This is a genomic window from Acidovorax sp. GW458-11-26-14-TSB4 (assembly GCF_059423865.1).
In genome coordinates, this window is sequence record NZ_JBWKYR010000001.1 from 431,476 (window position 1) to 452,601 (window position 21,126).

Consider the following 21,126-nt stretch of genomic DNA (forward strand, 5'->3'; position numbering starts at 1 on the left):
GACAGATCATGAATCTCTTCGCGCTCATGCGGCAATTCACCATTCGATTCCGCATGCTCGGGGCCATTGCCGTGGTGCTGGGCCTGCTGGGCCTGCTCGGAGGGGCCGGCATGCTGGGCATGTTCCGCATTGCGGCGCTCAGCGAGGACTTCATGTCCCACTCGTTCGCCGAAGTGGGCCACATGGCCGAGCTGCGCGGCGAGATGGGCACCATCCGCCAGCTCGAGAAGGACATGATCATCGGCTACGAGAAGCCCGAGGTCGTGAAGGCCGCGCAGGCCAAGTGGCTGGCCAGCCAGGACAAGGCCAAGAAGGTCGCGAACAAGCTCCTCGAAGGGCCGGAAGACGCGAACAACCCGGTGGTGCGCGACATCATCAAGCGCCTGGACAGCTACCGCGAGCAGTTCGCCCATGTGGCGCGCCAGCTCGAGGCCGGCGGCTACGACACGGCCACCATTGCCAACCGCATGAGCGGCAAGGCCGTGGCTGAGTTCGACCAGGCCGACAAGCTCATGCAGCAGCTCGATGGGGTGCTGCGTGCCGATGTGGACAAGGCCGTGGAGCAGCAGGGCCGGGTCACTGCGCAGACCAAGTGGCTCTTCGTGCTGGCCGTGCTGATCACCGTGGCGGTGGTGGTGCCGCTGACGCTCTTGAACATGATCTCCATCTGCAACCCGCTGGCCGAGGCGCGCCGCATGGCCCAGGCGATCGCCGGGGGTGACCTGTCGCAGCCCATCCGTGCCGAGGGCAAGGACGAGGTGGCCGACCTGCAGCGCGCCCTGGGCGACATGCAGCAGGGCCTGGGTTCGCTGGTGGCGCAGGTGCGCGATGCCAGCGGCAACATCGCCACGGCCAGCCAGGAGATCGCCACGGGCAACCAGGACCTGTCGCAGCGCACCGAGCAGACCGCCAGCAACGCGCAGGAAGCCGTGGCCTCGCTGTCGCAGCTGACCTCTACCGTGCAGCAGACGGCCTCGTCCTCGCAGATGGCCAACCAGTTGGCGGCCTCGGCATCGAACACCGCCACGCGCGGCGGCACGGTGGTGCAGCAGGCCGTGGCCAGCATGCAGGAGATCTCGGCGTCGAGCCGCAAGATCGGCGACATCATCGGCCTGATCGATTCCATTGCCTTCCAGACCAACATCCTGGCGCTCAATGCCGCCGTGGAAGCCGCCCGCGCAGGCGAGCAGGGCCGCGGCTTTGCCGTGGTGGCCTCGGAAGTGCGCAGCCTGGCCCAGCGCTCGGCCGCTGCGGCCAGCGACATCAAGGGGCTGATCCACAACAGCGTGACCGCCGTGGACGGCGGCGTGCGCCATGTGGAAGACGCCGGTACGGCCATGAAGGAGATCGTGGCCAGCGTGCAGCGCGTGGGCGACATCATCGGCGAGATCACGGCGGCGGCCACCGAGCAGTCGGGCGGCATCGGCCAGGTGAACCAGTCGGTGGGCGAGATCGACCGCATGACGCAGCAGAACGCGGCGCTGGTGGAAGAGTCCGCCGCCGCGGCCGAGTCGCTGCGCGAGCAGGCCGCGCGCCTGTCGGAGGTGGTGCAGCAGTTCCAGCTCGCCGAGTCGATGTCGCATGGCGGCCACGGCGGTGGCCCGGTGGCCCAGCCTTCGCCGCAACAGCATGCATCGCTGCGCGCACCTGCGGCCTCGCGCCCGCTGCTGGCACGCTGAGACCCGCCCCAGGCAGTCTGCACAAGGCCCCGCGCGCTTCGGCGAGCGGGGCCTTTTTCATGGGCAGGGTTGACTTGCGTCAGCCGGCGCGCGGGGCCTGCATGGCACCCTCGGGGCTGTTGGAACAAACACCCCCTGGAGCCGTGCCATGCCCTATGCCAGCCTGCAGACCATCCGCGAAGAACACGCCTCGCTGGCCGCCGTATTGCGCTCGCTGGAGCTGATGCTGGACCGCGGCCCGGGCGATGCGCCCGCGCCGTTCTTCGACGTGATGCGCGCCATGCTGTTCTACATCGACGAGTTTCCCGAGCGCCAGCACCACCCCAAGGAATCACAGTGGCTGTTCCCGCGCGTGGCCGAGCGCGCGCCCGAGGCGGCCGAAGCCATTGCCCGGCTGGAGCGCGAGCATGCCGGGGGCGAGGCCGCCGTGCGCGAACTGCAGCACCTGCTGCTGGCCTGGGAGCTGTTGGGGGAGGTGCGGCGGAGCGCCTTCGAGGAGGCCCTGCACCGCTATGTGGCCTTCTACCTGGAGCACATGCGGCTGGAAGAGTCCGTGGTGCTGCCGGCGGCCCATGCGCACCTGGAGACGCAGGATTGGGTGGCGATGGACATGGCGTTTGCATCCAACGCCAACCCGTTGGCGCAGGGCCCAGCCCGCGACGGGGCCTACGACCGCCTGTTCACCCGCATCGTGATGCGGGCCCCCAGCCCTATAGGACTAGGCACCCCCTGAGTCGCTTCGCGCCTTCACCCCTCTCTCGACTCGCTGCGCGATTCGGGAGGGGGACGCCCCCGGTGCGGCGGGGCGGCCTTGCACGGGGGCACTGGCCTGAGCCGTGCGTGTTCTTCGGGTGGCTGGTGGCGCGTACGCACCCCAGACCGCTCAGGCCGTTTGCGCTTCTGCGAGGGTCGGGTAGTCGGTATAGCCCTTTTCGCCGCCGCCGTAGAAGGTGCTCTGGTCCCAGGCGTTGAGCGGGGCCTTTTGGCGCAGGCGCTCGACCAGGTCGGGGTTGGCGATGTAGAGCTTGCCGAAGGCCACGATGTCGGCCGAGCCGTCGGTCACGGCCTTTTCGGCCAGGGCGGGGTCGTAGGCGTTGTTCACCATCCATGCGCCCTTGCCGCCGGCTGCGCGGTAGGCAGCCTTGAGTGCGGCGTAGTCAAAGGGGCGGTCGGGCAGCTCGCGCGGGCCGCCGGTGGCGCCTTCGATGATGTGGATGTAGGCCAGGCCCAGCGGCGCGAGCTGGCGCACCACGTAGTCGAACAGGGGCTGCGGGTCGGCGTCGATGATGTCGTTGGCCGGCGTGACGGGCGACAGGCGGATGCCAACCTTGCCGCCGCCCACGGCATCGACCGCGGCGCGCGTGGCTTCAAGCAGCAGGCGGGCACGGTTCTCGATGCTGCCGCCGTAGTCGTCGGTGCGCTGGTTGGCGCCGGTCTTGAGGAACTGGTCGAGCAGGTAGCCGTTGGCGCCGTGGATCTCCACGCCGTCGAAGCCGGCGGTCTCCACCGCGTTGCGGGCTGCTGCCGCATAGGTGTGCACGATGCCGGGCAGCTCGGAGGCGTCGAGCGCGCGCGGCTGCGAGGTGGGCGCGAAGCTGCCCTTGCCGGTGGCGCGGTCGATCAGATAGGTCTTGGACTTGGCGATGAGGGCCGAGGGCGCCACGGGTGCGCCGCCATCGGGCTGCAGGTCGTTGTGCGAGATGCGGCCCACGTGCCACAGCTGGGTCACGATCTTGCCGCCGGCTTCGTGCACGGCGGTGGTGACCTTCTTCCAGGCGTCGAGCTGCTCGGTGCCGTACAGGCCGGGCACGTCGGCGTAGCCCTGGCCCTGGTGGCTGATGGCCGTGGCCTCGGTGATCAGCAGGCCGGCGCTGGCGCGCTGGGCGTAGTAGGTGGCCGTGATGTCGGCCGGCACGGCGTTGGGTGCGCGATTGCGCGTGAGCGGTGCCATGGCGATGCGGTTGGCCAGGTGCAGGTCGCCGACCTGGATGGGATCGAAGAGCGAAGGTGTGGACATGCGGTGGTGCTTTCTTTCAAGTCGGTTGGAGGCCGCAGGGGCCGGGAAAGACGGACAAGCCTAGTCGCAAACCGTGAAGGCTGCAGTAGGCCGGCGCCCCCAAGGACAAGTAATTTGTGCTATCTCCAAGGCGCTCCTTGGCGCCAGCACGGCCGGGCCCTGCGCGGCACAATGGCCGCCATGAGCACTGTTGTCCCCGCGCCGTCTTCGCCCCCCTTGCTTCGCAATGGCCTGTGGCTGGCTGTGGCCCTCTCGATGGGGGCGGCGGTGTCGCTGGGCATCACGCGCTTTGCATACGCGCTGCTGTTGCCGCCCATGCGCGCGGACCTGGCCTGGTCGTACACGCTGGCCGGGGCCATGAACACGGTGAACGCCCTGGGCTACCTGCTGGGTGCGCTGGCCACACCGCTGCTGCTGCGCCGCCTGGCGCCGGGTACGCTGCTGGTGGCGGGCTCCGTGCTGGCCACCGTGTTCATGGGCCTGTGCGGCTTTTTCGTGGAGGCCGCGCCGCTGCTGCTGCAGCGCCTGCTGGCCGGGGTGGCGAGCGCGCTGGTGTTTGTCTGCGGCGGCCTGCTCGCGGCGCGGCTGGGGGCGCAGCAGCCGGGGCGCAGCGGGCTGCTGCTGGGCCTGTACTACGGCGGCACGGGCTGGGGCATCAGCCTGTCGGCCGTGCTGGTGCCGGTGGTGCTGGCCGCTGCACCGGGCCCGCACCCCTGGGCCTGGGCCTGGTGGGCGCTGGCGCTGGCCTGCGTGGCGGCCACGCTGGTGCTGCTGTGGCCGGCGCGGGCGCTGCAGGCGCTGGCGGCACCGGCTGCTGCGTCTGCACAGCCGGCAAGCGGCAGCGTGCGCTGGGCGGCCTTTGCGCCAGCGCTGCTGGGCTACGGCCTGTTCGGCGTGGGCTATATCGGCTACATGACCTTCGTGGTGGCGCTGCTGCGCGAGCAGGGCGCCAGCGGCACGGCGGTGACCTGGTTCTATGCGCTGCTGGGGCTGGCGGTGGTGCTGTCCTCGCGCCTCTGGGCAGGCCTGCTGGATCGCAGCCGCGGTGGGCAGGCGCTGGCGTTGCTCAACGGCCTGCTGGGTGTGGCCACCGTGCTGCCGGCGCTGACCTCGGCCTGGCCGGTGGTGCTGGCCTCGGGCCTGCTGTTCGGGGCGGTGTTCCTGTCGGTGGTGGCCTCCACCACGGCGCTGGTGCGGCACAACCTGCCGCAGGCGCTGTGGGCCAGCGGCATCAGCGCCTTCACCATCGTCTTCGCGGCGGGGCAGATCATCGGGCCTACGGTGGTGGGCTGGATCGCCGACGGCCCCGGCGGCCTGGCGCGCGGGCTGGTGTTCTCGGCCTGCGCGCTGTGGGTGGGCGCAGCGGTGGCGTCGCGGCAGAAGCCACTGGTCTCTGCATAGACGCTTTTCGCATATCCAAGCGCGAAAGCAGTGCAAGGCCGTGAGGGCACTGCTGCCTAGAATTTTTCTCTCCTGCCGGGCCGTTTCGGGCTGGCTTCGACAGACCCGAGAGAGAAAAAAAGATTTCGTCCCGATGGCAACAACACGCAGAACCAGCATCCAGGCCGCTGCCCTGGCCATGGGCATGGCACTGGGCTTCAGTGCCCTGGCGCAGACGCGCGAGGTGGTGATCGGCTACCAGGACATGGTGGTGCCCTGGCGCCATGCGCAGGAAACGCGCGAGGTCGAAAAGCGCACGGGCTACAAGGTCACCTACCGCAAGCTGGGCAGCGGCGCCGAGGTGGTGCGCGCGCTGGCCTCGGGCGCCATCCACATCGGCGAGGCGGGTTCCTCGCCGTTCGCCTCGGCGCTGTCGCAGGGCGTGCCCATCGAGGTGTTCTGGGTGCTGGACAACATCCACGATGCCGAGGCCCTGGTGGCGCGCAACGGTTCTGGTGTCAACAGCCTGGCCGACCTGAAGGGCAAGAAGATCGGCCTGCCCTTCGTTTCGACCACCCACTTCCATGCGCTGGTGGCGCTGCAGGACGCAGGGGTCGATCCCAAGACCGTGCAGATCGTGAACCTGCGCCCGCCCGAGATCCTGGCTGCCTGGGAGCGCGGCGACATCGACGCCACCTTCGTCTGGGACCCGGTGCTGGCCAAGGCCAAGGGCAATGGCAAGGTCATCGTGACCTCGGGCCAGATTGCGGCGAAAACCGGCAAGGCGACCTTCGACGGCCTGGCGGTGACCAAGGCCTTCGCCAAGGAGCACGACGCCTTCCTCGCGCAGTTCGTGCAGGTGCTGGCCGACGCCGACAAGGCCTACACCGGCAACAAGGCCGCGTGGAACGCCGATTCGGCCGAGGTGAAGGCCGTGGGCAAGTGGAGCGGGGCCGAGGTGTCCACTGTGCCCGCCAGCCTGGCGCTGTATGCCTTCGTGCCGCCCACCGAGCAGGCATCGAACCAATGGCTGGGCGGCGGCAAGGATTCGGGCGTGGCGAAATCGCTGGCGGCCACGGCGGCTTTCCTGAAGGAGCAGGGCACCATCCAGAATGTGCTGCCCGACTACGCCGCGGGCGTGAACCCGGCCTGGGTCCGGCGTGCCAAGTGACGACGACAGCGCATCCGGTCTGCGCATACGCGGCCTGAATGTGCGCTACGCGGGCGCATCGCCGGTGCTCGCGCTGCAGGACGTGGACCTCGACATCGCCCGCGGCGAGCTGGTGGTGGCGCTCGGTGCCTCGGGCTGCGGCAAGACCACCTTGCTCAATTGCATCGCGGGCTTCACCGAGGCCTCGGCGGGCCGCATCACGCTCAACGGGCGCGATGTGGCCGGGCCGGGTGCGGAGCGCGGCGTGGTTTTCCAGAAGCATGCGCTCATGCCCTGGCTCAATGTGGTGGACAACGTGGCGCTGGGCCTGCGCCTGCGCGGTGTGGCACGTGAGGAGCGGCGCCGCCTGGCCACTGAGAAGCTCGCCCTGGTCGGGCTGGAGGCGTTTGCCCAGGCCCCCGTGTGGCAGCTCTCGGGCGGCATGCAGCAACGCGTGGGCATTGCCCGCGCCCTGGCCAGCGACCCCGATGTGTTGCTGATGGACGAGCCGCTGGGCGCGCTCGACGCGTTCACGCGCGAGTCGCTGCAGGAGCTGGTGCTGCAGCTGTGGCGGCGCACGGGCAAGACCATTTTCTTCATCACCCACGATGTGGAGGAGGCGCTGTTCCTGGCCTCGCGCCTGATCGTGATGACGCCGCGCCCGGGCCGTATCGCGCAGCAGCATGCGCTGGGCTTCAACCGCGAGCACCTGGCGGGCCGGCCTGCGCGCGCGGTGAAGTCGGACGCGCAATTCATCGCCTGGCGCGAGCGCGTGCTGGACTGGATCGCGCCCAGTGTGGCGCAGGGGGAGCCCGCCGGTGCCTGACGCGATGAGCCAGATCCTGGTGATACCGGGCAGCGGCCGTGATGCGCCGGGGGCTGCGGTGCTGGTACATCCCGATACGCCACCATTGCCGCGCCCGGTGGCCCCGTTCCGCCTGCCGGGCAGCGGGTCCAGCCGGGCCATCAGTGCCGCCACCGTGGCTGCGCTGGTGGCCCTGTGGTGGCTGGCCACGCACTTCGGCTGGGTGCCTCCGCTGTTCCTGCCCGCACCCGAGGCCGTGCTGCGCGCCCTGGGCGATGCCTGGCGCGGCAACATCCAGGGCGGCGAGCCCTTGTGGAAGCACCTGCAGTGGAGTGCGATCCGCGTGTTCGGCGCGTTTGCGCTGGCGGTGGTGACGGCGGTGCCGGTGGGCATTGCCATGGGCGTGAGCCGCGTGGCGCGCGGTGTGTTCGACCCGCCCATCGAGTTCTACCGCCCGCTGCCGCCGCTGGCCTATTTACCGCTGATCGTGATCTGGCTGGGCATCGACGAGGCGTCCAAGATCCTGTTGATCTACCTGGCGTGTTTTGCGCCGATCGCGCTGGCCGCCAAGGCCGGTGTGCGCAGTGCCAGCGTGGAGCAGATCAACGCCGCCCTGTCGCTGGGCGCGAGCCGCTGGCAACTGGTGCGGCATGTGATCGTACCGGCCGCGCTGCCGGAGATCCTGGTGGGCCTGCGCATCGCCATCGGCTTCGGCTGGACCACGCTGGTGGCTGCCGAAATGGTGGCGGCGACCGTGGGGCTGGGGCAGATGGTGCTCAACGCCTCCAACTTCCTGCGCACCGACGTGGTGGTGATGGGCATCCTGGCCATCGGCCTGGTGGCCTGGGGCTTCGATTGGTGGATGCGCTGGCTGGAGCAGCAACTGGTGCCCTGGAAGGGGCGTTGAGCCCTTCCAGGGTGTTCTGACTTACTTCAGCAGGCCTTCGGCCTTCATGGCTTCCTGCACGGCGGGGCGGGCGCCCACACGCTCGCGGTAGGCGGCCAGGTTGGCCAGGGCGGAGATGTCCACGTTGGTGGGCTTGGCCCAGTTGGTCACGGTGAACAGGTAGCCGTCGGCCACGGTGAACTGCTCGCCCATCAGGTAGTCCTTGCCCGCGAGCTGGCCGTCCACGAACTGCAGGCGCTGCAGCAGTTTTTCGCGCGCCATGGTCTTGTACTCCTCGGGCGTGGCCGGGTTGAACAGGGGCGAGAAGCCCTTGTGGATCTCGGTGCCGATGAAGGTCAGCCATTCCTGCAGGCGGTAGCGCTGCAGCGAGCCGTTCTGCGGGGCCAGCATCTTCAGCGGCACCTGGTCGGCGATGTACTGCACGATGGCCGGGCCTTCGCGCAGGCGCGTGCCGTCGTCCAGCTCCAGCATGGGCACGTAGCCCAGCGGGTTGATGGTGTAGTAGTCCGTGCCATCCTGCAGCTTGTGGCTCTTGGTGCTGGCCAGCACGGGGGTGTAGGCCAGGCCCGCTTCGTGCAGGGCGATGTGCGGGGACAGGGAGCAGGCGCCAGGAGAGTAGTAGAGTTTCATTGTTGGGTCCTCTGGTGTGAAAAATGGCAGGAAGGAGCCCACTATCCTATGCGCAGCCCTGGTTTTTTGCATGACCCGGGCGGTAAATCCGCTGCGGGCCCCTGTCAGCTTTGTCAGCTGTCGTAACCGGGTGCGTCCCGTTGCGCCTTGCGCAGCAGCGATGGCCACACGAAGGCGCCGCCCAGTCCACCGGTCTGCACGCGCATGGCCTGGGCCACACCGCTCACGATCTGCGGGTCCACCGGGTTGAGCTCGCCCCCGGCCTGCGCGTCGATCTGAATGCGGCAGGTGTTTTCGAAGGTGTACATCGAGAGGAAGGCGTCGGCGATGGACTTGCCCACGGTGAGCAGGCCGTGGTTGCGCAGCATGAGGAAGTTGGCCTCGCCCAGGTCGGCCTGCAGGCGCGGCTTTTCCTCGTCGCGGAAGGCCACGCCCTCGTAGCCGTGGTAGGCCAGCGAGGCCAGCACGAAGGTGCTCTGCTGGCTGATGGGCAGCACACCGCATTTCTGGGCGCTCACGGCCACGCCGGCGCGGGTGTGGGTGTGCAGCACGCACTGCGCGTCGGGCCGGGCCTCGTGCACGGCGCTGTGGATCACGAAGCCGGCCGGGTTCACCGGGAAGGGCGAGTCGTGCAGCTTGTTGCACTGCATGTCCACCTTGATCAGGCTCGATGCGGTGATCTCGTCGAACATCAGGCCATAGGGGTTGATGAGGAACTGGTGCTCGGGGCCCGAGACCGATTCGGGCAGCTTGGCGCTGATGTGGGTGAACACCAGGTCGCTCCAGCCGTACAGGGCCACCAGGCGGTAGCAGGCGGCCAGGTCGCAGCGCAGCTGCCATTCTTCGGGGCTGACGCTCTCTTGCAGGGAAGGGATGGCGATCATGGGTATGTCTCCTGGAGTTATGGGGATCGATCAGAGCCCACTGTAGGCCGCCAGCGGCGCGCGGACTGTCCGGCAGGCTACACAACAGAGCAGTTTCCTGGGGAATTCCCGCGATGTCGCGGGCATTCCATTTCGCTGTGAGCGCCTCCAATCGCCGCGCAGCAGGCGTCCCTACAGTGGACTCACCCCATCGCTCGGTGGGAGGAAACCACAAACCGGACTTCTGGAGGTCACCACCATGTTCATCACCAAGCCCACTTCAAAAATCGGGAGGCTGCTGGCCTCGTTCGCGGCCGCCACCTGCCTCTTGTCCCTGGGCCTTTCCGCCCATGCCCTGGAGACGGTGGACAAGGGCGCCTTCACCATCGCGTTCTCGGGCGACATGCCCGGCACGGGCTACCAGGACGGCAAGATGGTGGGCTACGACGGCGAGATCCTGCAGCGCATTGCCGAATCTTTGAAACTCAAGGTCAAGCCCGCGCTGATGGAGTGGTCGGGCACCATCGCCTCGGTGCAATCGAAGCGCGTGGACGTGATGGCCGGCACCATGGGCTGGACGGAGCAGCGCTCGAAAATCATGGCGCTGAGCGACCCGATCCACTACTTCAAGAACGGCATCACGCAGTCGGACAAGACCGACTGGAGCAAGCTCAAGGATCTGGAAGGCAAGAAGGTCGGCACGATCACGGGCTTTTCGTTCATACCCGAGCTGCGCAAGATCAACGGCCTGCAGCTGGCGCTGTACGACACCTCGGATGCGGCCGTGCGCGACCTACTGGCCGGCCGCATCGACGCGGTGATCGGCGACCCGCCGGTGATGCAGTACGCGATCTCGCAGAACCCGCAGTGGAAGATCAAGTTCAATGCCTTCACCGATGCCTCGCCCGACTACCCGCTGCTCACGGGCCTGGGCCAGGTGGTGTTCGGCCTGAACAAGGACAACCCCGAGCTGGTGAAGGCCGTGAACGCCGAGATCGCCAAGCTGTGGGGCAGCTGCGAGCTGCGCAAGATCGGCAAGACCTATGGTCTGGTGCAGGATGTCTGGTACCTCCCCGTGGGCCAGAACGCCCGGGCCGGCGTGGACCGCGCGGTGGACTGGAAGCTGCCGTCCTGCAAGTGATTTGCTGACATCCTGGCGAGCCGCATGCGTGCCCCTGGGCACGCATGCGGCGTTCTTGCTTCAGGCCTCCACGGCCCCTGCCTGAAGCGCCTTGCGCATCCGCCCCGGCGGCATGCCGTACAGCTGCTGGAAGTGCCGGATGAAGTGCGAGGCATCGGAGAACCCGCACTCGTAAGCGATGGTGATGATGGGCAGCTCGGTGCTGGTGAGCATCCAGCGCGCGTACTTGAGGCGCGCGTTGCGGTAGTACTCCGACGGGGTGGTGCGCGTCTCGGCCAGGAACACGCGTTCGAGCTGGCGGCTGCTCGAATCCACCAGCCGTGCGATGACCGCGATCTCCAGCGGCGTGCCGATGTTCTTTTCCATCAGCACGATGGCCTGGCGCAGCTTGTCGTGGTCGGCCGTGCCGTAGCCCAGCGCATGGCGGCGCGCCACGTGGGTGCTGCGCGCAGCGGGGTTCACCGTCATCTGGTGGATGACCTTGGCCGCGCGGTCGGGGCCGCAGTGCAGGCGCACCAGCTCGGCGGTGAGCTCCACGATGGAGATGCCGCCCGCGCAGCTGATGCGGTCGCCGTCGAACACGTAGTGGCAGTCGGTGCTGTAGTCGAGCGCGGGGAAGGCGCTCTTCCAGTCCTCCACATGGTAGGGGTGCACGCAGGCGCGGCGCCCGGCCATGAGGCCCGCATGCGCGAGTGCGAAGGTGCCGGTGCAGATGCCGATCAGCGGCTTGCCCGCTGCTGCCGCTTCGCGCAGGAAGGTGGTGTAGCGCGGGTGCACCGTGGGGATGGCGGGCAGCAGCCCGCCGATGACGGCGATGTAGTCGTAGTCGCCATCGGACGAGAGCGAATCCTGCACCGCCACAGGCACGCCGCAGCTGGCTTGCACCGAGTGCCCGGGCACGCCCAGGATGGTCCACGAGCAGCGGATCTGGCGGCTCTGGTCGCCCACGTCGGCGGCGTGGCGCAGGCCGTCGCACAGGCCGGCCAGTGAGAGCAGGGGGAACTGCGGCCACAGCAGGATGCCCACGCGCAGCTCTGTGGCTGAGGTCGTGCCCGAGTGCCTGCGCTTCGGTGCGGGCGATGCCCTGGCGGCATCGAGCTTGCCGATCAATGCACCAATGTCGCCTGTGTTCTGTGCACTGGCCTGGTGCGCCTGCGCACCAATCTCGGCAGGAGTGAGGTCAGCTCGGTGTGTGGGTGGTGGCATGGGGTTTTCCCTGCATGTCGCATACGTTCAATATAGCGGCGACCGCCTGCAATGAACAGAGGGTTGCCCTTCCTAGCATGGAGGCACTGGGCAACGAGGGCATGCGGCTGCAAGGACCGTGCCGCAAAGCCCGCACAAGCAACCGTCTGGAGAACCCCGCTGTGAACGACCAACCCCCCCTGCTGCGCGTGAGCGGCCTCACGAAGAGCTACGGCCCTGCCGAAGTGCTCAAGGGCATTTCCTTCGACCTGAAGAAGGGCGAGACCCTGTCGCTGATCGGGCCCAGCGGCTCGGGCAAGTCCACCTGCCTGCGCTGCCTGAACTTTCTGGAAAAGCCCCAGGCGGGCGAGGTGCTGCTCGGCGCCGAGCGCATCGGCCAGCGGCCCGACCGCAAGGGCGGCTGGCGCCTGATGAGCGACACCGAGATGGCGCCGCAGCGCCGCGAGATCGGCATGGTGTTCCAGCTGTTCTACCTGTGGCCGCACCTCACGGTGCGTGAGAACGTGGCGCTGGCCTCCATCAAGGCGGCCGGCATGCGGCGCGACGAGGCCCATGCGCTGGCCGAGGCCATGCTGGAGAAGGTGCACCTGCGCCACAAGGCCGATGCCTACCCTGAGCAGCTTTCGGGCGGGCAGCAGCAGCGCGTGGCGATCGCGCGCACGCTGGCGCAAAAGCCCCAGCTGATCCTGTTCGACGAGCCGACCTCGGCGCTCGACCCTGAGCTGGTGGGCGAGGTGCTGGGCGTGATCCGCGAGCTGGCGGAAGAGGGCCGCTCGATGATCCTGGTGACGCACGAGATCCGCTTCGCGCGCGACGTGGCGGACCGCGTGATCTTCATGGAGGGTGGTCACATCGTGGAGGAAGGCCCGGCCGCGCAGGTGATCAACCAGCCGCGCATGGAGCGCACGCGCAGCTTCCTGGGCCAGGTGGGGGCGTGAGCATGCCGGGCATCGACACCCTCACCCTGATCGTGGCCACACTGGCGCGCGGTGCGCTCACGGCCGCCCAGGTGGCCCTGGGCGCGGGCCTGCTGGCGGCCAGCCTGGGCCTGCTGCTGGCGCTGGCCGTGGTCTTCGTGCGCAACCGCGTGCTGCAGCTCACCATTGCCGCCTATGTGGAATGGATGCGCAATGTGCCCGCGCTGGCGCACCTGTTCGTGCTGTACTTCGGCCTGGCCTCGGTGGGCGTGCGGCTGTCGCCGCTCACGGCCGCGGTGGTGGGCCTGGGCCTGGTGGGCGCGGCCGTGCTCTGCGACGTGTTTGCGGCCGGCCTGCGTTGCCTGCATGTGGGCCAGCGCGAGGCGGCCCTGGCCGTGGGCCTGACGCCCGCGCAGGCGCTGCGCTCGGTGCTGTTGCCGCAGATGCTGCGCGTGACCTTGCCCGCGCTGGGCAACTATGCGAGCCAACTCGTCAAGGACACCTCGATCGCCTCGGCCATCGCGGCGCCCGAGGTGATGTTCTATGCGCGCAACCTGGTGACCTCGACCTTCCAGACGCCGCTGATCTACCTGACGGCCATCGCCCTGTATGCCGCCATGGTGCTGCCCGTGAGCTGGGCCTTTGCGCGGCTGGAGCGCCGCACCGCAGGGGGTGCGCGATGATGGCCTTCTTCACGACCTATGCCGAATACCTGGGCGAGTGGTGGCCGCGTCTGCTGCAGGCAGCCCGGGTGACGGCCGAGCTTTCGGCCCTGGGCTTTGCCATCGCGCTGGTGTTGGGCGCCCTGCTGGTGTGGATGCTGCGCAGTGGCGTGGCGGCGCTGCGCCACGGGGCCAACGGCTTCATCCAGCTGCTGCGCGCGGTGCCGCTGCTGGCCCTGCTGCTGGCCATCTACTTCGCGCTGCCCTCGGTGGGCATCACGCTGTCGGGCTACTGGGCCGGGGCCATCGGCCTGGGGGTGCACGGCGCGGCCTATGTGGCCGAGATCCTGCGCGGCGGGCTGCAGTCGGTGCATGGCGGGCAGCGCGAGGCGGGGCTGGCCGCGGGCCTCACGCCGCGCCAGGTGTTCCTCCACGTGACGCTGCCGCAGGCCCTGCGCGTGATGCTGCCGCCGCTGCTGTCGAGCTATGTGGCGCTGCTCAAGGACAGCTCGCTGTGTGCGCTGATCGCCACCAACGAGCTGATGCTGGCGGCGCGCGCCATGTCCAGCGAGTACTTTTTGCCGCTGCACATCTTCCTGCTGGTGGGCTTGCTGTACTTCGCCATCGCCTTTCCCCTGTCCATGCTCTCGCGGCTGCTGGAGCGCCGCCTGGCCCAAGGGCGCCGTACGGTGGGAGCAGCATGAAGGAGGACCTCATGGCATCCATGACCTACGCACCACTGGAGCAGTTGGCACAAGCCATCGCCTGTGGTGAGCTGTCGAGCGAGGCACTGCTCGAAAACCAGCTCGCGCGCATCGAACGCCACGGCGGGCAGTTGCACGCCTTCACCGACGTGTATGCCGACGAGGCCCGCGCCGCTGCGCGCGGCCTGGACCAGATGGCGCGCGCCGGCATCCGCCTCGGGCCCTTGCACGGCGTGACGGTGGCGGTGAAGGACCTGTTCGAGGTCGAGGGCAAGCCCATCGCGGCGGGATCGAAGGCGCGGCCGCCGCGCACATCGGCCCGCAGCGCGGCGGTGGTGGAGCGCCTGCGCGCGGCCGGGGCGGTGGTGATCGGCAAGACGCACACCGTGGAGTTCGCCTTTGGCGGCTGGGGCACGAATGCCGCGATGGGCACGCCCTGGAACCCCTGGGATCTGAAGACGCAGCGCACGCCGGGCGGCAGCAGCAGCGGCTCGGCCGTGGCGCTGGCGGCGGGCCTGTGCTCGGCCAGCATCGGCACGGACACGGGCGGCTCGGTGCGCATCCCGGCGGGGCTGTGCGGGGTGGTGGGCCTCAAGACCACGCGCGGGCTGATCAGCCGCCACGGGCTCATCGAGCTGTGCCCCACGCACGACACGGTGGGCCCGCTCACGCGCACGGTGCGCGACAGCGCCATTTTGCTGGACGTGCTCTCGGGCCCCGACCCGCGCGATGCCGTGTCGCTGGCGGTGCCTGCGCGCGCGGTGCTGCCGCAGCTCGATGCGGCACGCGGCGTGGCCGGCATGCGCATGTGGGTGCTGCCCGATGCCGAGCGCATGGACGTGGACCCCGAGGTGCTGGCCGCCTGCGATGAGGCCGTGCGCGTGCTCGAAGGCCTGGGCATGCGGCGCGTGGAGCGCGCATTGCCACAAAGCCTGGCCGAGTCGATGCGCGTGGCAGGCAGCCTGATGAGCTCCGAAGGCTATGCGAGCCTGGGCGCGCTGTTCGAGCAGGAGGGGCTGGAGTTCGACCCGCACGTGCGCCGGCGCATCCTGTTGGGGCGCGACATCGGGGCGGCGCAGTACCTGCAGCTGCTCAGGCTGCGCGAGCAGGCCAAGGCCGAGATGCTGGCGGCCATGGACGGGGTGGAGGTATGCGTGTTTCCGACCAATGCCATCGCCGCCATCCCACTCGCCGAGGTGGATGAGTTGGCGACGCCGCTGTCGCGCTTCGGCCGCTTCGTGAACCTGCTGGACCTGTGTTCGCTGGCTGTGCCGGCGGGCTTCACGCGGGCGGGCATGCCGGTGTCGCTGCAGCTCATTGCCCGGCCGTTCGACGAGGCCACGGCGCTGCGTGTGGGCCAAGCGTTCGAGCGTGCGACACCTTGGCACCGGGCCGTTCCGCCGGGGTTGGACGGCTAGCCGGCCCCCCTTTCATTGCCACCTGCCTGCTCTCGTCCGTGCCGCGCGCACGGCGGGGGCGACCTTGTTCCGAAGGAGCGAACCATGCGTGCCATCGTCGTTGTGAAGTCCCTGGCGTCCTTTATTGCCCTGGCCCTGCTGGGGCCGCTGTGCCACGCGCAGAACGCAGGCGGTGGTGCCTTGGCCCGCATGGCGCGCAGCGGCACGGTGCAGGTGGGCTACATCCCCACGCCCGGCACGTTTGCCTTCCGCGATGCGGCAGGCCATACGGTGGGCTATTCGATCGATGTCTGCATGAAGGTCGTGGAGGCCCTGCGCAAGCAACTGGGCCGGCCGGACCTGCGCGTGGAGTTTCGCCCGCTGGAGGCGGCGCAGCGCATCCCACTGCTCAAGGCCGGCAGCATCGACCTGGAGTGCGGTGGCAACACCAACACCGTGGGTCGGCAAAAAGAGGTGGATTTCTCGCACACGCTGTTCACCACGGGAGTGCGCTTCCTCGCGCGCGATTCGGTGCAGCTCGACGGCGGGCAGAGCCTGTGGCGGCGGCGCATTGCGGTGAGCAATGGCACGACGGCGCAGGAGACAGTGCAGCGCGCGCAGCGCGAGCAGGAGATCGCCATGACCGTGGTGGCCACCGACGCTGAGGGCGTGCGGCTGGTGGAGCAGGGCCATGTCGATGCGTTCGCGCAGGACGATGTGCTGCTCTATGGACTGATTGCGGCATCGCCGCACAAGGACCAGCTGCACGTGACCGGCCGGCATCTCACCGTCGAGCCCTATGCCTTCATGCTGCCCAAGGACGATGCGCCACTGCGCGAGGTGGTGGATCGCACGGTCCTGGGCCTCATGCACTCGGGCGAGCTGGCGGCCCTGTACCGCAAGTGGTTCGACACGGCGCTGCTGCGCATCCCGATGAGCGCCCACATGCGCGAAAACATCCGCTACCCCAACAAGTACGGCATTCCCTGAAGCGGTGCCCTGGCGCTCCTTCGCTTCCTCTCTCTTTCTTTCCATTCCTGTCTCTGCAGAGCATCCCATGAGCAACAGCATTCCCTTCATCAGCGACCAGCAGATTTCCGAGGCCCTGGACTACCGCTCGGTCGCCGCCGTGCTGGACGAGGCCTTTGCCAGCCTGGCCGCCGCAGGTGCCGCCGTGCACCGCCGCCAGCGCACCGACTGCCGCGACCTGCGGCTGAGCACCATGGGTGCGGTGTGGGCCGACCGGGGCGTGGGCGGGGTCAAGGTCTACCCCACGGTGCGCGGGCAGTTCAGCTTCTCCATCCTGCTGTTCGACCTGGCGAGCAACCGGCCGCTGGCCCTGCTCGACGGCAACGAGCTCACGCGGCTGCGCACGGCGGCCATCACCACGCTGGTGGCGTCCAAGGCGGCCGCACAGCGCCCGCGCAAGCTGGCGCTGTTCGGCACGGGGCTGCAGGGGCGCGCACAGGCCGATGCGCTGTGCGGTTGGTTCGGGTTCGAAGAGATCGCGCTGGTGGACCCGGCTGGCGATGCGGCCTGGGGCCAGGCCCTGGCCGTGCGCACAGGCAGCCGTGTGGCCTTCACCACGGCCGAGGCGGCGGTGCGGGATGCCGACATCGTGGTCACGGCCACGCGTTCGTCCACGCCTGTCTTCGATGGCGCGTGGCTTGCGCCGGGGGCCTTTGTCTCGGCCATCGGCACCAGCACACCCAAGGGGCGCGAACTGGACGACGCCACCATGGACCGCGCCGGCCGCATCATCGTGGAGTGGAAGCCGCAGAGCCTGGAGGAGGCCGGCGAGGTGGTGCTGTGGCCGGGGCGGAGCGCGAACTCGCCCTTCATCGATCTGCCGCAGCTGTATGCGGGCGAGGCCCCGTGGCGGCCCGCCGGCCCGGCCATCACGGTGTTCAAGTCGGTGGGCATCGGCCTGGCCGACGTGGCGGTGGCGCAGCTGGCCGTTTCGCGCATCCTGCATGCAGGGGCGCAGCCATGAAGGTCTGCGTCATCGGCGCCGGCGTGATCGGCTGCGCCACGGCCTACCAGCTTGCACGCCAGGGCTGCGAGGTGCAGCTGATCGATGCGGCACAGGCTCCAGGCCTGCAGACCAGCCACGCGAATGGTGCGCAGCTGAGCTACAGCTATGTGGAGCCTTTTGCTTCGCCGGCCACGCTGCGGGCGCTGCCGGGGCTGCTGCTGTCGCGCCATTCAGCGGTGCGCTTTCGCCAGCGCTGGGACTGGCGGCAGTGGGCCTGGGGCCTGCAGTTCCTGCGCGCCTGCACCGCGCGGCAATCGCTGAGCGGAACGGCGCAGCTGCTGCAGCTGGCGCAGTCGAGCCGGGTGGTGCTGGCGCAGTGGATGCGTGACGAGCACTGGGACTTCGGCTTTGCCGAGAACGGCAAGCTGGTGCTGTGCCCCACTGCCGATTCGCTGCGCCACCAGGAGCGGCAGGTGCGCCTGCAGGCCGGCATGGGCTGCACGCAGGAGGTGCTGGGCGTGCAGGAGTGCCTGGACAAGGAGCCCGCGTTGCGCGGTGCCACTGCGTTGCAGTTCGCCGGGGGGGTGTGGACGCGCGACGAATGCGTGGGCGACCCGCACCGCCTGTGCCTGGCCCTGGTGGAGAGCGTGCGGCGCATGGGCGGCACGGTGTCGCTGGGTGTGCAGGCGCAGGGCTTCGTGCGCCGGGGCGAGCGCATCGCGGCGCTGCGCACCGGCGTGGGGGACATCGCGGCCGATGCCTTCGTGCTGGCTGCGGGCCCGCGCTCGCCCCAGCTGGCGGCCCCGCTGGGCCTGCGCCTGCCCATCGAGCCGATCAAGGGCTACAGCATCACGGTGCCGTTCCGCTCTGGTGCGGTGCGGCCGCGCGCGAGCGTGACGGACCTGGGGCGCAAGACGGTGTTCGCGCCGCTGGGCGGGCAACTGCGCGTGGCGGCCATGGCCGAGGTGGGTGCCATGGGCCTAGCGGTGCCGGCCCGGCGCGTGCAGGCCATGGTGGAGGCGGTGGCGCAGACCTACCCGGACCTGTGCGTGCTGAACGACCCCGCCACCTGGGCGGGCCTGCGGCCGGCAACGCCGACCTCGGTGCCCATCGTCGGGCGCTGGCGCGGCAGCAACCTGTACCTCAATGTGGGGCATGGGGCGCTGGGCCTGACGCTGGCGGCAGGCAGCGCGGCGGCCTTGTCACAGCACGTGCTGCAGCCTGCCTGAGTCGATCGATCAGGCGCCTTGCGGGATCGGGCTGCGCATGCCCGCGTTGATCAGGTTCCAGGCGTTGATGGTGCCGATGGCAAAACCCAGCTCGGCGATCTCGGTGTCGTTGAACTGGGCCTTGAGCAGGGCGAACTCCTCGTCGCTGGCGTCGCTGTGCGGCGTGGCGGTGATGATCTCGGCCCAGCGCAAGGCGGCACGCTCGCGCTCGCTGAAGAACGGGGCTTCGCGCCAGCCGGCTACGGCGTTGAGGTGGCGCGGGTCCATGCCGTCCTTGACGAGATAGGTCCAGTGCATGTCCATGCAGTAGGCGCAGCCGTTGATCTGCGAGACGCGCAGGAACACGAGTTCGGCCAGGCGGGCGCCGAGGCTGCCCTTCTTGATGGTTTCGGACAGGTTGACGAGGCCCATGAAGGCCTTGTTGGCGAGCTGGTGGTAGGGCAGGCGGGCGGTGTGCTGGGACATGGTGAAGACTCCTGGGAGATGAAGGGTTGATAACTGGAAGGCGCCGGGCCTTTCGTTGCCTTCCATACCCTTCAAGACGCGCGGGCCTGTGCCGTTGTGACAGCCGGCCGCAAAAAACCTTTCTCTCAGTTCTCCATAGCGCTGCGCGTCACCCGCATCGCATGAAACTGGCACGGCCAAGGCCAGTGCCCCCGTGCAAGGGCCGCCCCGCCGCACTGGGGGCGTCCCCCTCCCGCATTGCGCAGCAATGCGAGAGAGGGGTGAAGGCGCGAAGCGACTCAGGGGGTGTTCATCAATCCAGCGTGAGCGGGATGCCCTGCAGCTTGTCCGGGTTGCGGATCGCGTAGATGGCGACGATGCGCTCGCCATCGGTCACGATGGCCTGGGCCGATTCGAGGCGGCCGTGGATGTAGCGCAGCAGGCCCGGCTCGCCGTTGATGAGCACGGTGCGGTAGACCACCTGCTCGGCCATGCGCCGCCACTGCGCCCAGAACAGGTTGGCGATGCGGAAGGCGCCCACCAGCGGGTGCGGGAAGGACTGCACCTTGCCACCGCCGTCGCCGATCAGTATGGCGTCTTCGGACAGCAGGGACTCGATGGCATCGCGCTGGCCGCTGTGGGCGGCTGCGATGAAGCGTTCGAGCAACTGGTGGTGCACCTTGCGCGGCACCTCGAAGCGGGTGCGGGCCTGCTGCACGCGTTCGCTGGCGCGGTGCACCATCTGGCGGCAGGCGGCTTCGCTCCTGTTCAGCTGGGCGGCGATCTCGGGGTAGTCGTAGTCGAAGACCTGGCGCAGCAGAAAGGCGGCACGCTCCTCGGGGCCCAGGCGTTCGAGCACGTAGAGGAAGGCCACCGACAGCTCGCCCGCCAGCTCGGCCGCGGCTTCTGGCGTGCGCTCGTCGAGCTGCTCCACCAGCGGCTCGGGCAGCCACCAGCCGACGTAGGCCTCGCGCTCGGCCTTGGCGGCACGCAGCCGGTCGATGGACAGGCGCGTGGTCACGGTGACCAGCCAGGCCTCGGCCGATTGCAGGGCCGCCGTGTCCGTGGCGCTCCAGCGCAGCCAGGCGTCCTGGACCACGTCCTCGGCATCGGCGCGCACGCCCAGCATGCGGTAGGCGATGCCGAACAGGCGCGGGCGCAGGGCGGCGAAGGTGGCGTCGGCCTCGGGGGCCAGGGGGGCTGCGGTCATGGTCGGGCTCCAAGCATAGTCTGGTGCATACCAGACGTGCGTGGGGTCCGTTCTGTGACAGCTTCCTTCTAAAAGATCAGAGCGTGCGGCGCAATGCTTCGAAGAACAGCTCCGACTGCAGGCGTTCGCCCATGGACTGTTCGCTCACGTGCTGGGCGAGTGCGGCGCTGGCCGGGGCCAGGGGGCGGCCGGTGGACTGCGCCAGCACCTGCGCCATGCAGGCGCGCTCCAGGTAGTACAGGTCGTCGTAGGCGTAGTCGATGCGGTCGCCGCAGACCACCACGCCGTGGTTGCCCAAAAAGCCGATGTCGGCGGCCTGCAGCACGCCGGCGATGCGCTCACCCTCGCGCACGTCGAGCGCGAAGCCGTTGTAGTGCGGGTCCACGGCCGTGCGGCCATGGAAGCGCATGGCGTTCTGCGAGAGGGTGGTGTCGAGCGCACGGTCGGTGGTGAGCGTGAGCGCCGTGGCATAGGGCATGTGGGTGTGCAGCACGCAGGCCTTCTTGCACAGGCGGTGGATGGCGGCATGGATGAACATGGCCGTGGGCTCCACCTCGTGGCGGCCGGCCAGGCGCTGGCCCTGTTCGTCGATGAGCACGATGTCCTCGGCCTGGACCTCGCTCCACATCAGGCCGCGCGGGTTGAGCAGGAAGCGGCCGGATTTATCGGGCAGCTCCACGCTGAAATGGTTGCATACGCCTTCGGACAGGCCGTGGTGGGCGGCGGCACGCAGCGCCAGGGCAAGGTCTTCGCGCAGCTGGCGCACGCTGGGCGAATCGAAGTCGAGGGTGGGGGTGCTGTGGTTCATCG

The 21,126-nt window shown here is 69.1% G+C and carries 21 protein-coding genes; 14 read left to right on the forward strand and 7 right to left on the reverse strand.

Annotation, left to right across the window (positions count from 1 at the left end; translation table 11 throughout):
* The first annotated feature begins 8 nt into the window (after positions 1–8).
* The gene (locus AC07X5_RS02030; RefSeq protein WP_494768864.1) at positions 9–1,679 is read left to right on the forward strand and encodes a methyl-accepting chemotaxis protein; all 1,671 of its coding nucleotides are present in this window, start codon (positions 9–11) and stop codon (positions 1,677–1,679) included.
* A 148-nt stretch (positions 1,680–1,827) separates the two neighbouring features.
* Positions 1,828–2,412 carry a hemerythrin domain-containing protein gene (locus AC07X5_RS02035; RefSeq protein WP_494768865.1) on the forward strand — a complete coding sequence of 195 codons (585 nt, stop codon included), beginning with the start codon at positions 1,828–1,830 and terminating at the stop codon, positions 2,410–2,412.
* A 150-nt stretch (positions 2,413–2,562) separates the two neighbouring features.
* Here the strand turns inward: AC07X5_RS02035 and AC07X5_RS02040 are convergent, their stop codons facing one another.
* Positions 2,563–3,696, reverse strand: coding sequence for an alkene reductase (locus tag AC07X5_RS02040; protein ID WP_494768866.1), 1,134 nt, complete (start codon positions 3,694–3,696; stop codon positions 2,563–2,565).
* 180 nt (positions 3,697–3,876) lie between these two features.
* Between AC07X5_RS02040 and AC07X5_RS02045 the strand changes: the two genes are divergently transcribed.
* The 4 genes from AC07X5_RS02045 (at position 3,877) to AC07X5_RS02060 (ending at position 7,938) form a co-directional block, all read left to right on the forward strand.
* Complete coding sequence (locus AC07X5_RS02045; RefSeq protein ID WP_494768867.1) at positions 3,877–5,097, forward strand: YbfB/YjiJ family MFS transporter; 1,221 nt, start codon at positions 3,877–3,879, stop codon at positions 5,095–5,097.
* Positions 5,098–5,230: 133 nt separating this feature from the next.
* Entirely contained in the window at positions 5,231–6,247 is a 1,017-nt protein-coding gene (gene tauA / locus AC07X5_RS02050; protein WP_494768868.1) for a taurine ABC transporter substrate-binding protein, read from the forward strand.
* Positions 6,237–7,052: a taurine ABC transporter ATP-binding protein gene (locus AC07X5_RS02055; RefSeq protein WP_494768869.1), complete on the forward strand. Its 816-nt coding sequence runs from the start codon at positions 6,237–6,239 to the stop codon at positions 7,050–7,052. Before tauA ends, AC07X5_RS02055 begins: the two co-directional genes overlap by 11 nt.
* A 4-nt stretch (positions 7,053–7,056) precedes the next feature.
* Positions 7,057–7,938, forward strand: coding sequence for an ABC transporter permease subunit (locus tag AC07X5_RS02060; protein WP_494768870.1), 882 nt, complete (start codon positions 7,057–7,059; stop codon positions 7,936–7,938).
* Between the two features lie 21 nt (positions 7,939–7,959).
* On the opposite strand, the gene gstA is transcribed toward AC07X5_RS02060, so the two are convergent.
* Positions 7,960–8,568, reverse strand: coding sequence for a glutathione transferase GstA (gene gstA / locus AC07X5_RS02065; RefSeq protein WP_409959948.1), 609 nt, complete (start codon positions 8,566–8,568; stop codon positions 7,960–7,962).
* Between the two features lie 113 nt (positions 8,569–8,681).
* Entirely contained in the window at positions 8,682–9,452 is a 771-nt protein-coding gene (locus tag AC07X5_RS02070; RefSeq protein ID WP_409959946.1) for a class II aldolase/adducin family protein, read from the reverse strand.
* Positions 9,453–9,690: 238 nt separating this feature from the next.
* Between AC07X5_RS02070 and AC07X5_RS02075 the strand changes: the two genes are divergently transcribed.
* The gene (locus AC07X5_RS02075) at positions 9,691–10,572 is read left to right on the forward strand and encodes an ABC transporter substrate-binding protein (RefSeq protein ID WP_494768871.1); all 882 of its coding nucleotides are present in this window, start codon (positions 9,691–9,693) and stop codon (positions 10,570–10,572) included.
* A 60-nt stretch (positions 10,573–10,632) separates the two neighbouring features.
* On the opposite strand, the gene AC07X5_RS02080 is transcribed toward AC07X5_RS02075, so the two are convergent.
* Entirely contained in the window at positions 10,633–11,778 is a 1,146-nt protein-coding gene (locus AC07X5_RS02080) for a GlxA family transcriptional regulator (RefSeq protein WP_494768872.1), read from the reverse strand.
* Positions 11,779–11,939: 161 nt separating this feature from the next.
* Between AC07X5_RS02080 and AC07X5_RS02085 the strand changes: the two genes are divergently transcribed.
* The 7 genes from AC07X5_RS02085 to AC07X5_RS02115 all read left to right on the forward strand — a co-directional run bounded on the left by AC07X5_RS02085 (position 11,940) and on the right by AC07X5_RS02115 (position 18,662).
* Positions 11,940–12,716, forward strand: a complete 777-nt coding sequence (locus AC07X5_RS02085; protein WP_494768873.1) for an amino acid ABC transporter ATP-binding protein — start codon at positions 11,940–11,942, stop codon at positions 12,714–12,716.
* Positions 12,717–12,718: 2 nt separating this feature from the next.
* Positions 12,719–13,378, forward strand: coding sequence for an amino acid ABC transporter permease (locus tag AC07X5_RS02090; protein WP_494768874.1), 660 nt, complete (start codon positions 12,719–12,721; stop codon positions 13,376–13,378).
* Positions 13,375–14,061 (forward strand): amino acid ABC transporter permease, encoded by a 687-nt coding sequence (locus tag AC07X5_RS02095; RefSeq protein ID WP_494768875.1) that lies wholly within the window; start codon positions 13,375–13,377, stop codon positions 14,059–14,061. Before AC07X5_RS02090 ends, AC07X5_RS02095 begins: the two co-directional genes overlap by 4 nt.
* 11 nt (positions 14,062–14,072) lie before the next feature.
* Positions 14,073–15,479 (forward strand): amidase, encoded by a 1,407-nt coding sequence (locus AC07X5_RS02100; RefSeq protein ID WP_494768876.1) that lies wholly within the window; start codon positions 14,073–14,075, stop codon positions 15,477–15,479.
* Positions 15,480–15,563: 84 nt separating this feature from the next.
* Complete coding sequence (locus AC07X5_RS02105) at positions 15,564–16,448, forward strand: amino acid ABC transporter substrate-binding protein (RefSeq protein WP_494768877.1); 885 nt, start codon at positions 15,564–15,566, stop codon at positions 16,446–16,448.
* Between the two features lie 67 nt (positions 16,449–16,515).
* Complete coding sequence (locus tag AC07X5_RS02110; RefSeq protein WP_494768878.1) at positions 16,516–17,451, forward strand: ornithine cyclodeaminase family protein; 936 nt, start codon at positions 16,516–16,518, stop codon at positions 17,449–17,451.
* Complete coding sequence (locus AC07X5_RS02115; protein ID WP_494768879.1) at positions 17,448–18,662, forward strand: FAD-dependent oxidoreductase; 1,215 nt, start codon at positions 17,448–17,450, stop codon at positions 18,660–18,662. Before AC07X5_RS02110 ends, AC07X5_RS02115 begins: the two co-directional genes overlap by 4 nt.
* Before the next feature lie 9 nt (positions 18,663–18,671).
* On the opposite strand, the gene AC07X5_RS02120 is transcribed toward AC07X5_RS02115, so the two are convergent.
* The 3 genes from AC07X5_RS02120 to AC07X5_RS02130 form a co-directional block, all read right to left on the reverse strand.
* A complete protein-coding gene (locus tag AC07X5_RS02120; RefSeq protein ID WP_409961544.1) occupies positions 18,672–19,127 on the reverse strand; it encodes a carboxymuconolactone decarboxylase family protein in 456 nt (151 codons plus the stop codon).
* Positions 19,128–19,419: 292 nt separating this feature from the next.
* Entirely contained in the window at positions 19,420–20,316 is an 897-nt protein-coding gene (locus tag AC07X5_RS02125) for an RNA polymerase sigma-70 factor (protein WP_494768880.1), read from the reverse strand.
* Positions 20,317–20,392: 76 nt separating this feature from the next.
* Positions 20,393–21,124: an aldolase gene (locus AC07X5_RS02130; RefSeq protein ID WP_494768881.1), complete on the reverse strand. Its 732-nt coding sequence runs from the start codon at positions 21,122–21,124 to the stop codon at positions 20,393–20,395.
* Positions 21,125–21,126 lie beyond the last annotated feature (2 nt).

Coding starts and splice junctions, on each gene's coding strand:
- AC07X5_RS02030 (WP_494768864.1), top strand. CDS start 9: ATGAATCTCTTCGCGCTCATGCGGCAATTCACCATTCGATTCCGCATG.
- AC07X5_RS02035 (WP_494768865.1), top strand. CDS start 1,828: ATGCCCTATGCCAGCCTGCAGACCATCCGCGAAGAACACGCCTCGCTG.
- AC07X5_RS02040 (WP_494768866.1), bottom strand. CDS start 3,696: ATGTCCACACCTTCGCTCTTCGATCCCATCCAGGTCGGCGACCTGCAC.
- AC07X5_RS02045 (WP_494768867.1), top strand. CDS start 3,877: ATGAGCACTGTTGTCCCCGCGCCGTCTTCGCCCCCCTTGCTTCGCAAT.
- tauA (WP_494768868.1), top strand. CDS start 5,231: ATGGCAACAACACGCAGAACCAGCATCCAGGCCGCTGCCCTGGCCATG.
- AC07X5_RS02060 (WP_494768870.1), top strand. CDS start 7,057: ATGAGCCAGATCCTGGTGATACCGGGCAGCGGCCGTGATGCGCCGGGG.
- gstA (WP_409959948.1), bottom strand. CDS start 8,568: ATGAAACTCTACTACTCTCCTGGCGCCTGCTCCCTGTCCCCGCACATC.
- AC07X5_RS02070 (WP_409959946.1), bottom strand. CDS start 9,452: ATGATCGCCATCCCTTCCCTGCAAGAGAGCGTCAGCCCCGAAGAATGG.
- AC07X5_RS02075 (WP_494768871.1), top strand. CDS start 9,691: ATGTTCATCACCAAGCCCACTTCAAAAATCGGGAGGCTGCTGGCCTCG.
- AC07X5_RS02080 (WP_494768872.1), bottom strand. CDS start 11,778: ATGCCACCACCCACACACCGAGCTGACCTCACTCCTGCCGAGATTGGT.
- AC07X5_RS02090 (WP_494768874.1), top strand. CDS start 12,719: ATGCCGGGCATCGACACCCTCACCCTGATCGTGGCCACACTGGCGCGC.
- AC07X5_RS02095 (WP_494768875.1), top strand. CDS start 13,375: ATGATGGCCTTCTTCACGACCTATGCCGAATACCTGGGCGAGTGGTGG.
- AC07X5_RS02100 (WP_494768876.1), top strand. CDS start 14,073: ATGGCATCCATGACCTACGCACCACTGGAGCAGTTGGCACAAGCCATC.
- AC07X5_RS02105 (WP_494768877.1), top strand. CDS start 15,564: ATGCGTGCCATCGTCGTTGTGAAGTCCCTGGCGTCCTTTATTGCCCTG.
- AC07X5_RS02110 (WP_494768878.1), top strand. CDS start 16,516: ATGAGCAACAGCATTCCCTTCATCAGCGACCAGCAGATTTCCGAGGCC.
- AC07X5_RS02115 (WP_494768879.1), top strand. CDS start 17,448: ATGAAGGTCTGCGTCATCGGCGCCGGCGTGATCGGCTGCGCCACGGCC.
- AC07X5_RS02120 (WP_409961544.1), bottom strand. CDS start 19,127: ATGTCCCAGCACACCGCCCGCCTGCCCTACCACCAGCTCGCCAACAAG.
- AC07X5_RS02125 (WP_494768880.1), bottom strand. CDS start 20,316: ATGACCGCAGCCCCCCTGGCCCCCGAGGCCGACGCCACCTTCGCCGCC.
- AC07X5_RS02130 (WP_494768881.1), bottom strand. CDS start 21,124: ATGAACCACAGCACCCCCACCCTCGACTTCGATTCGCCCAGCGTGCGC.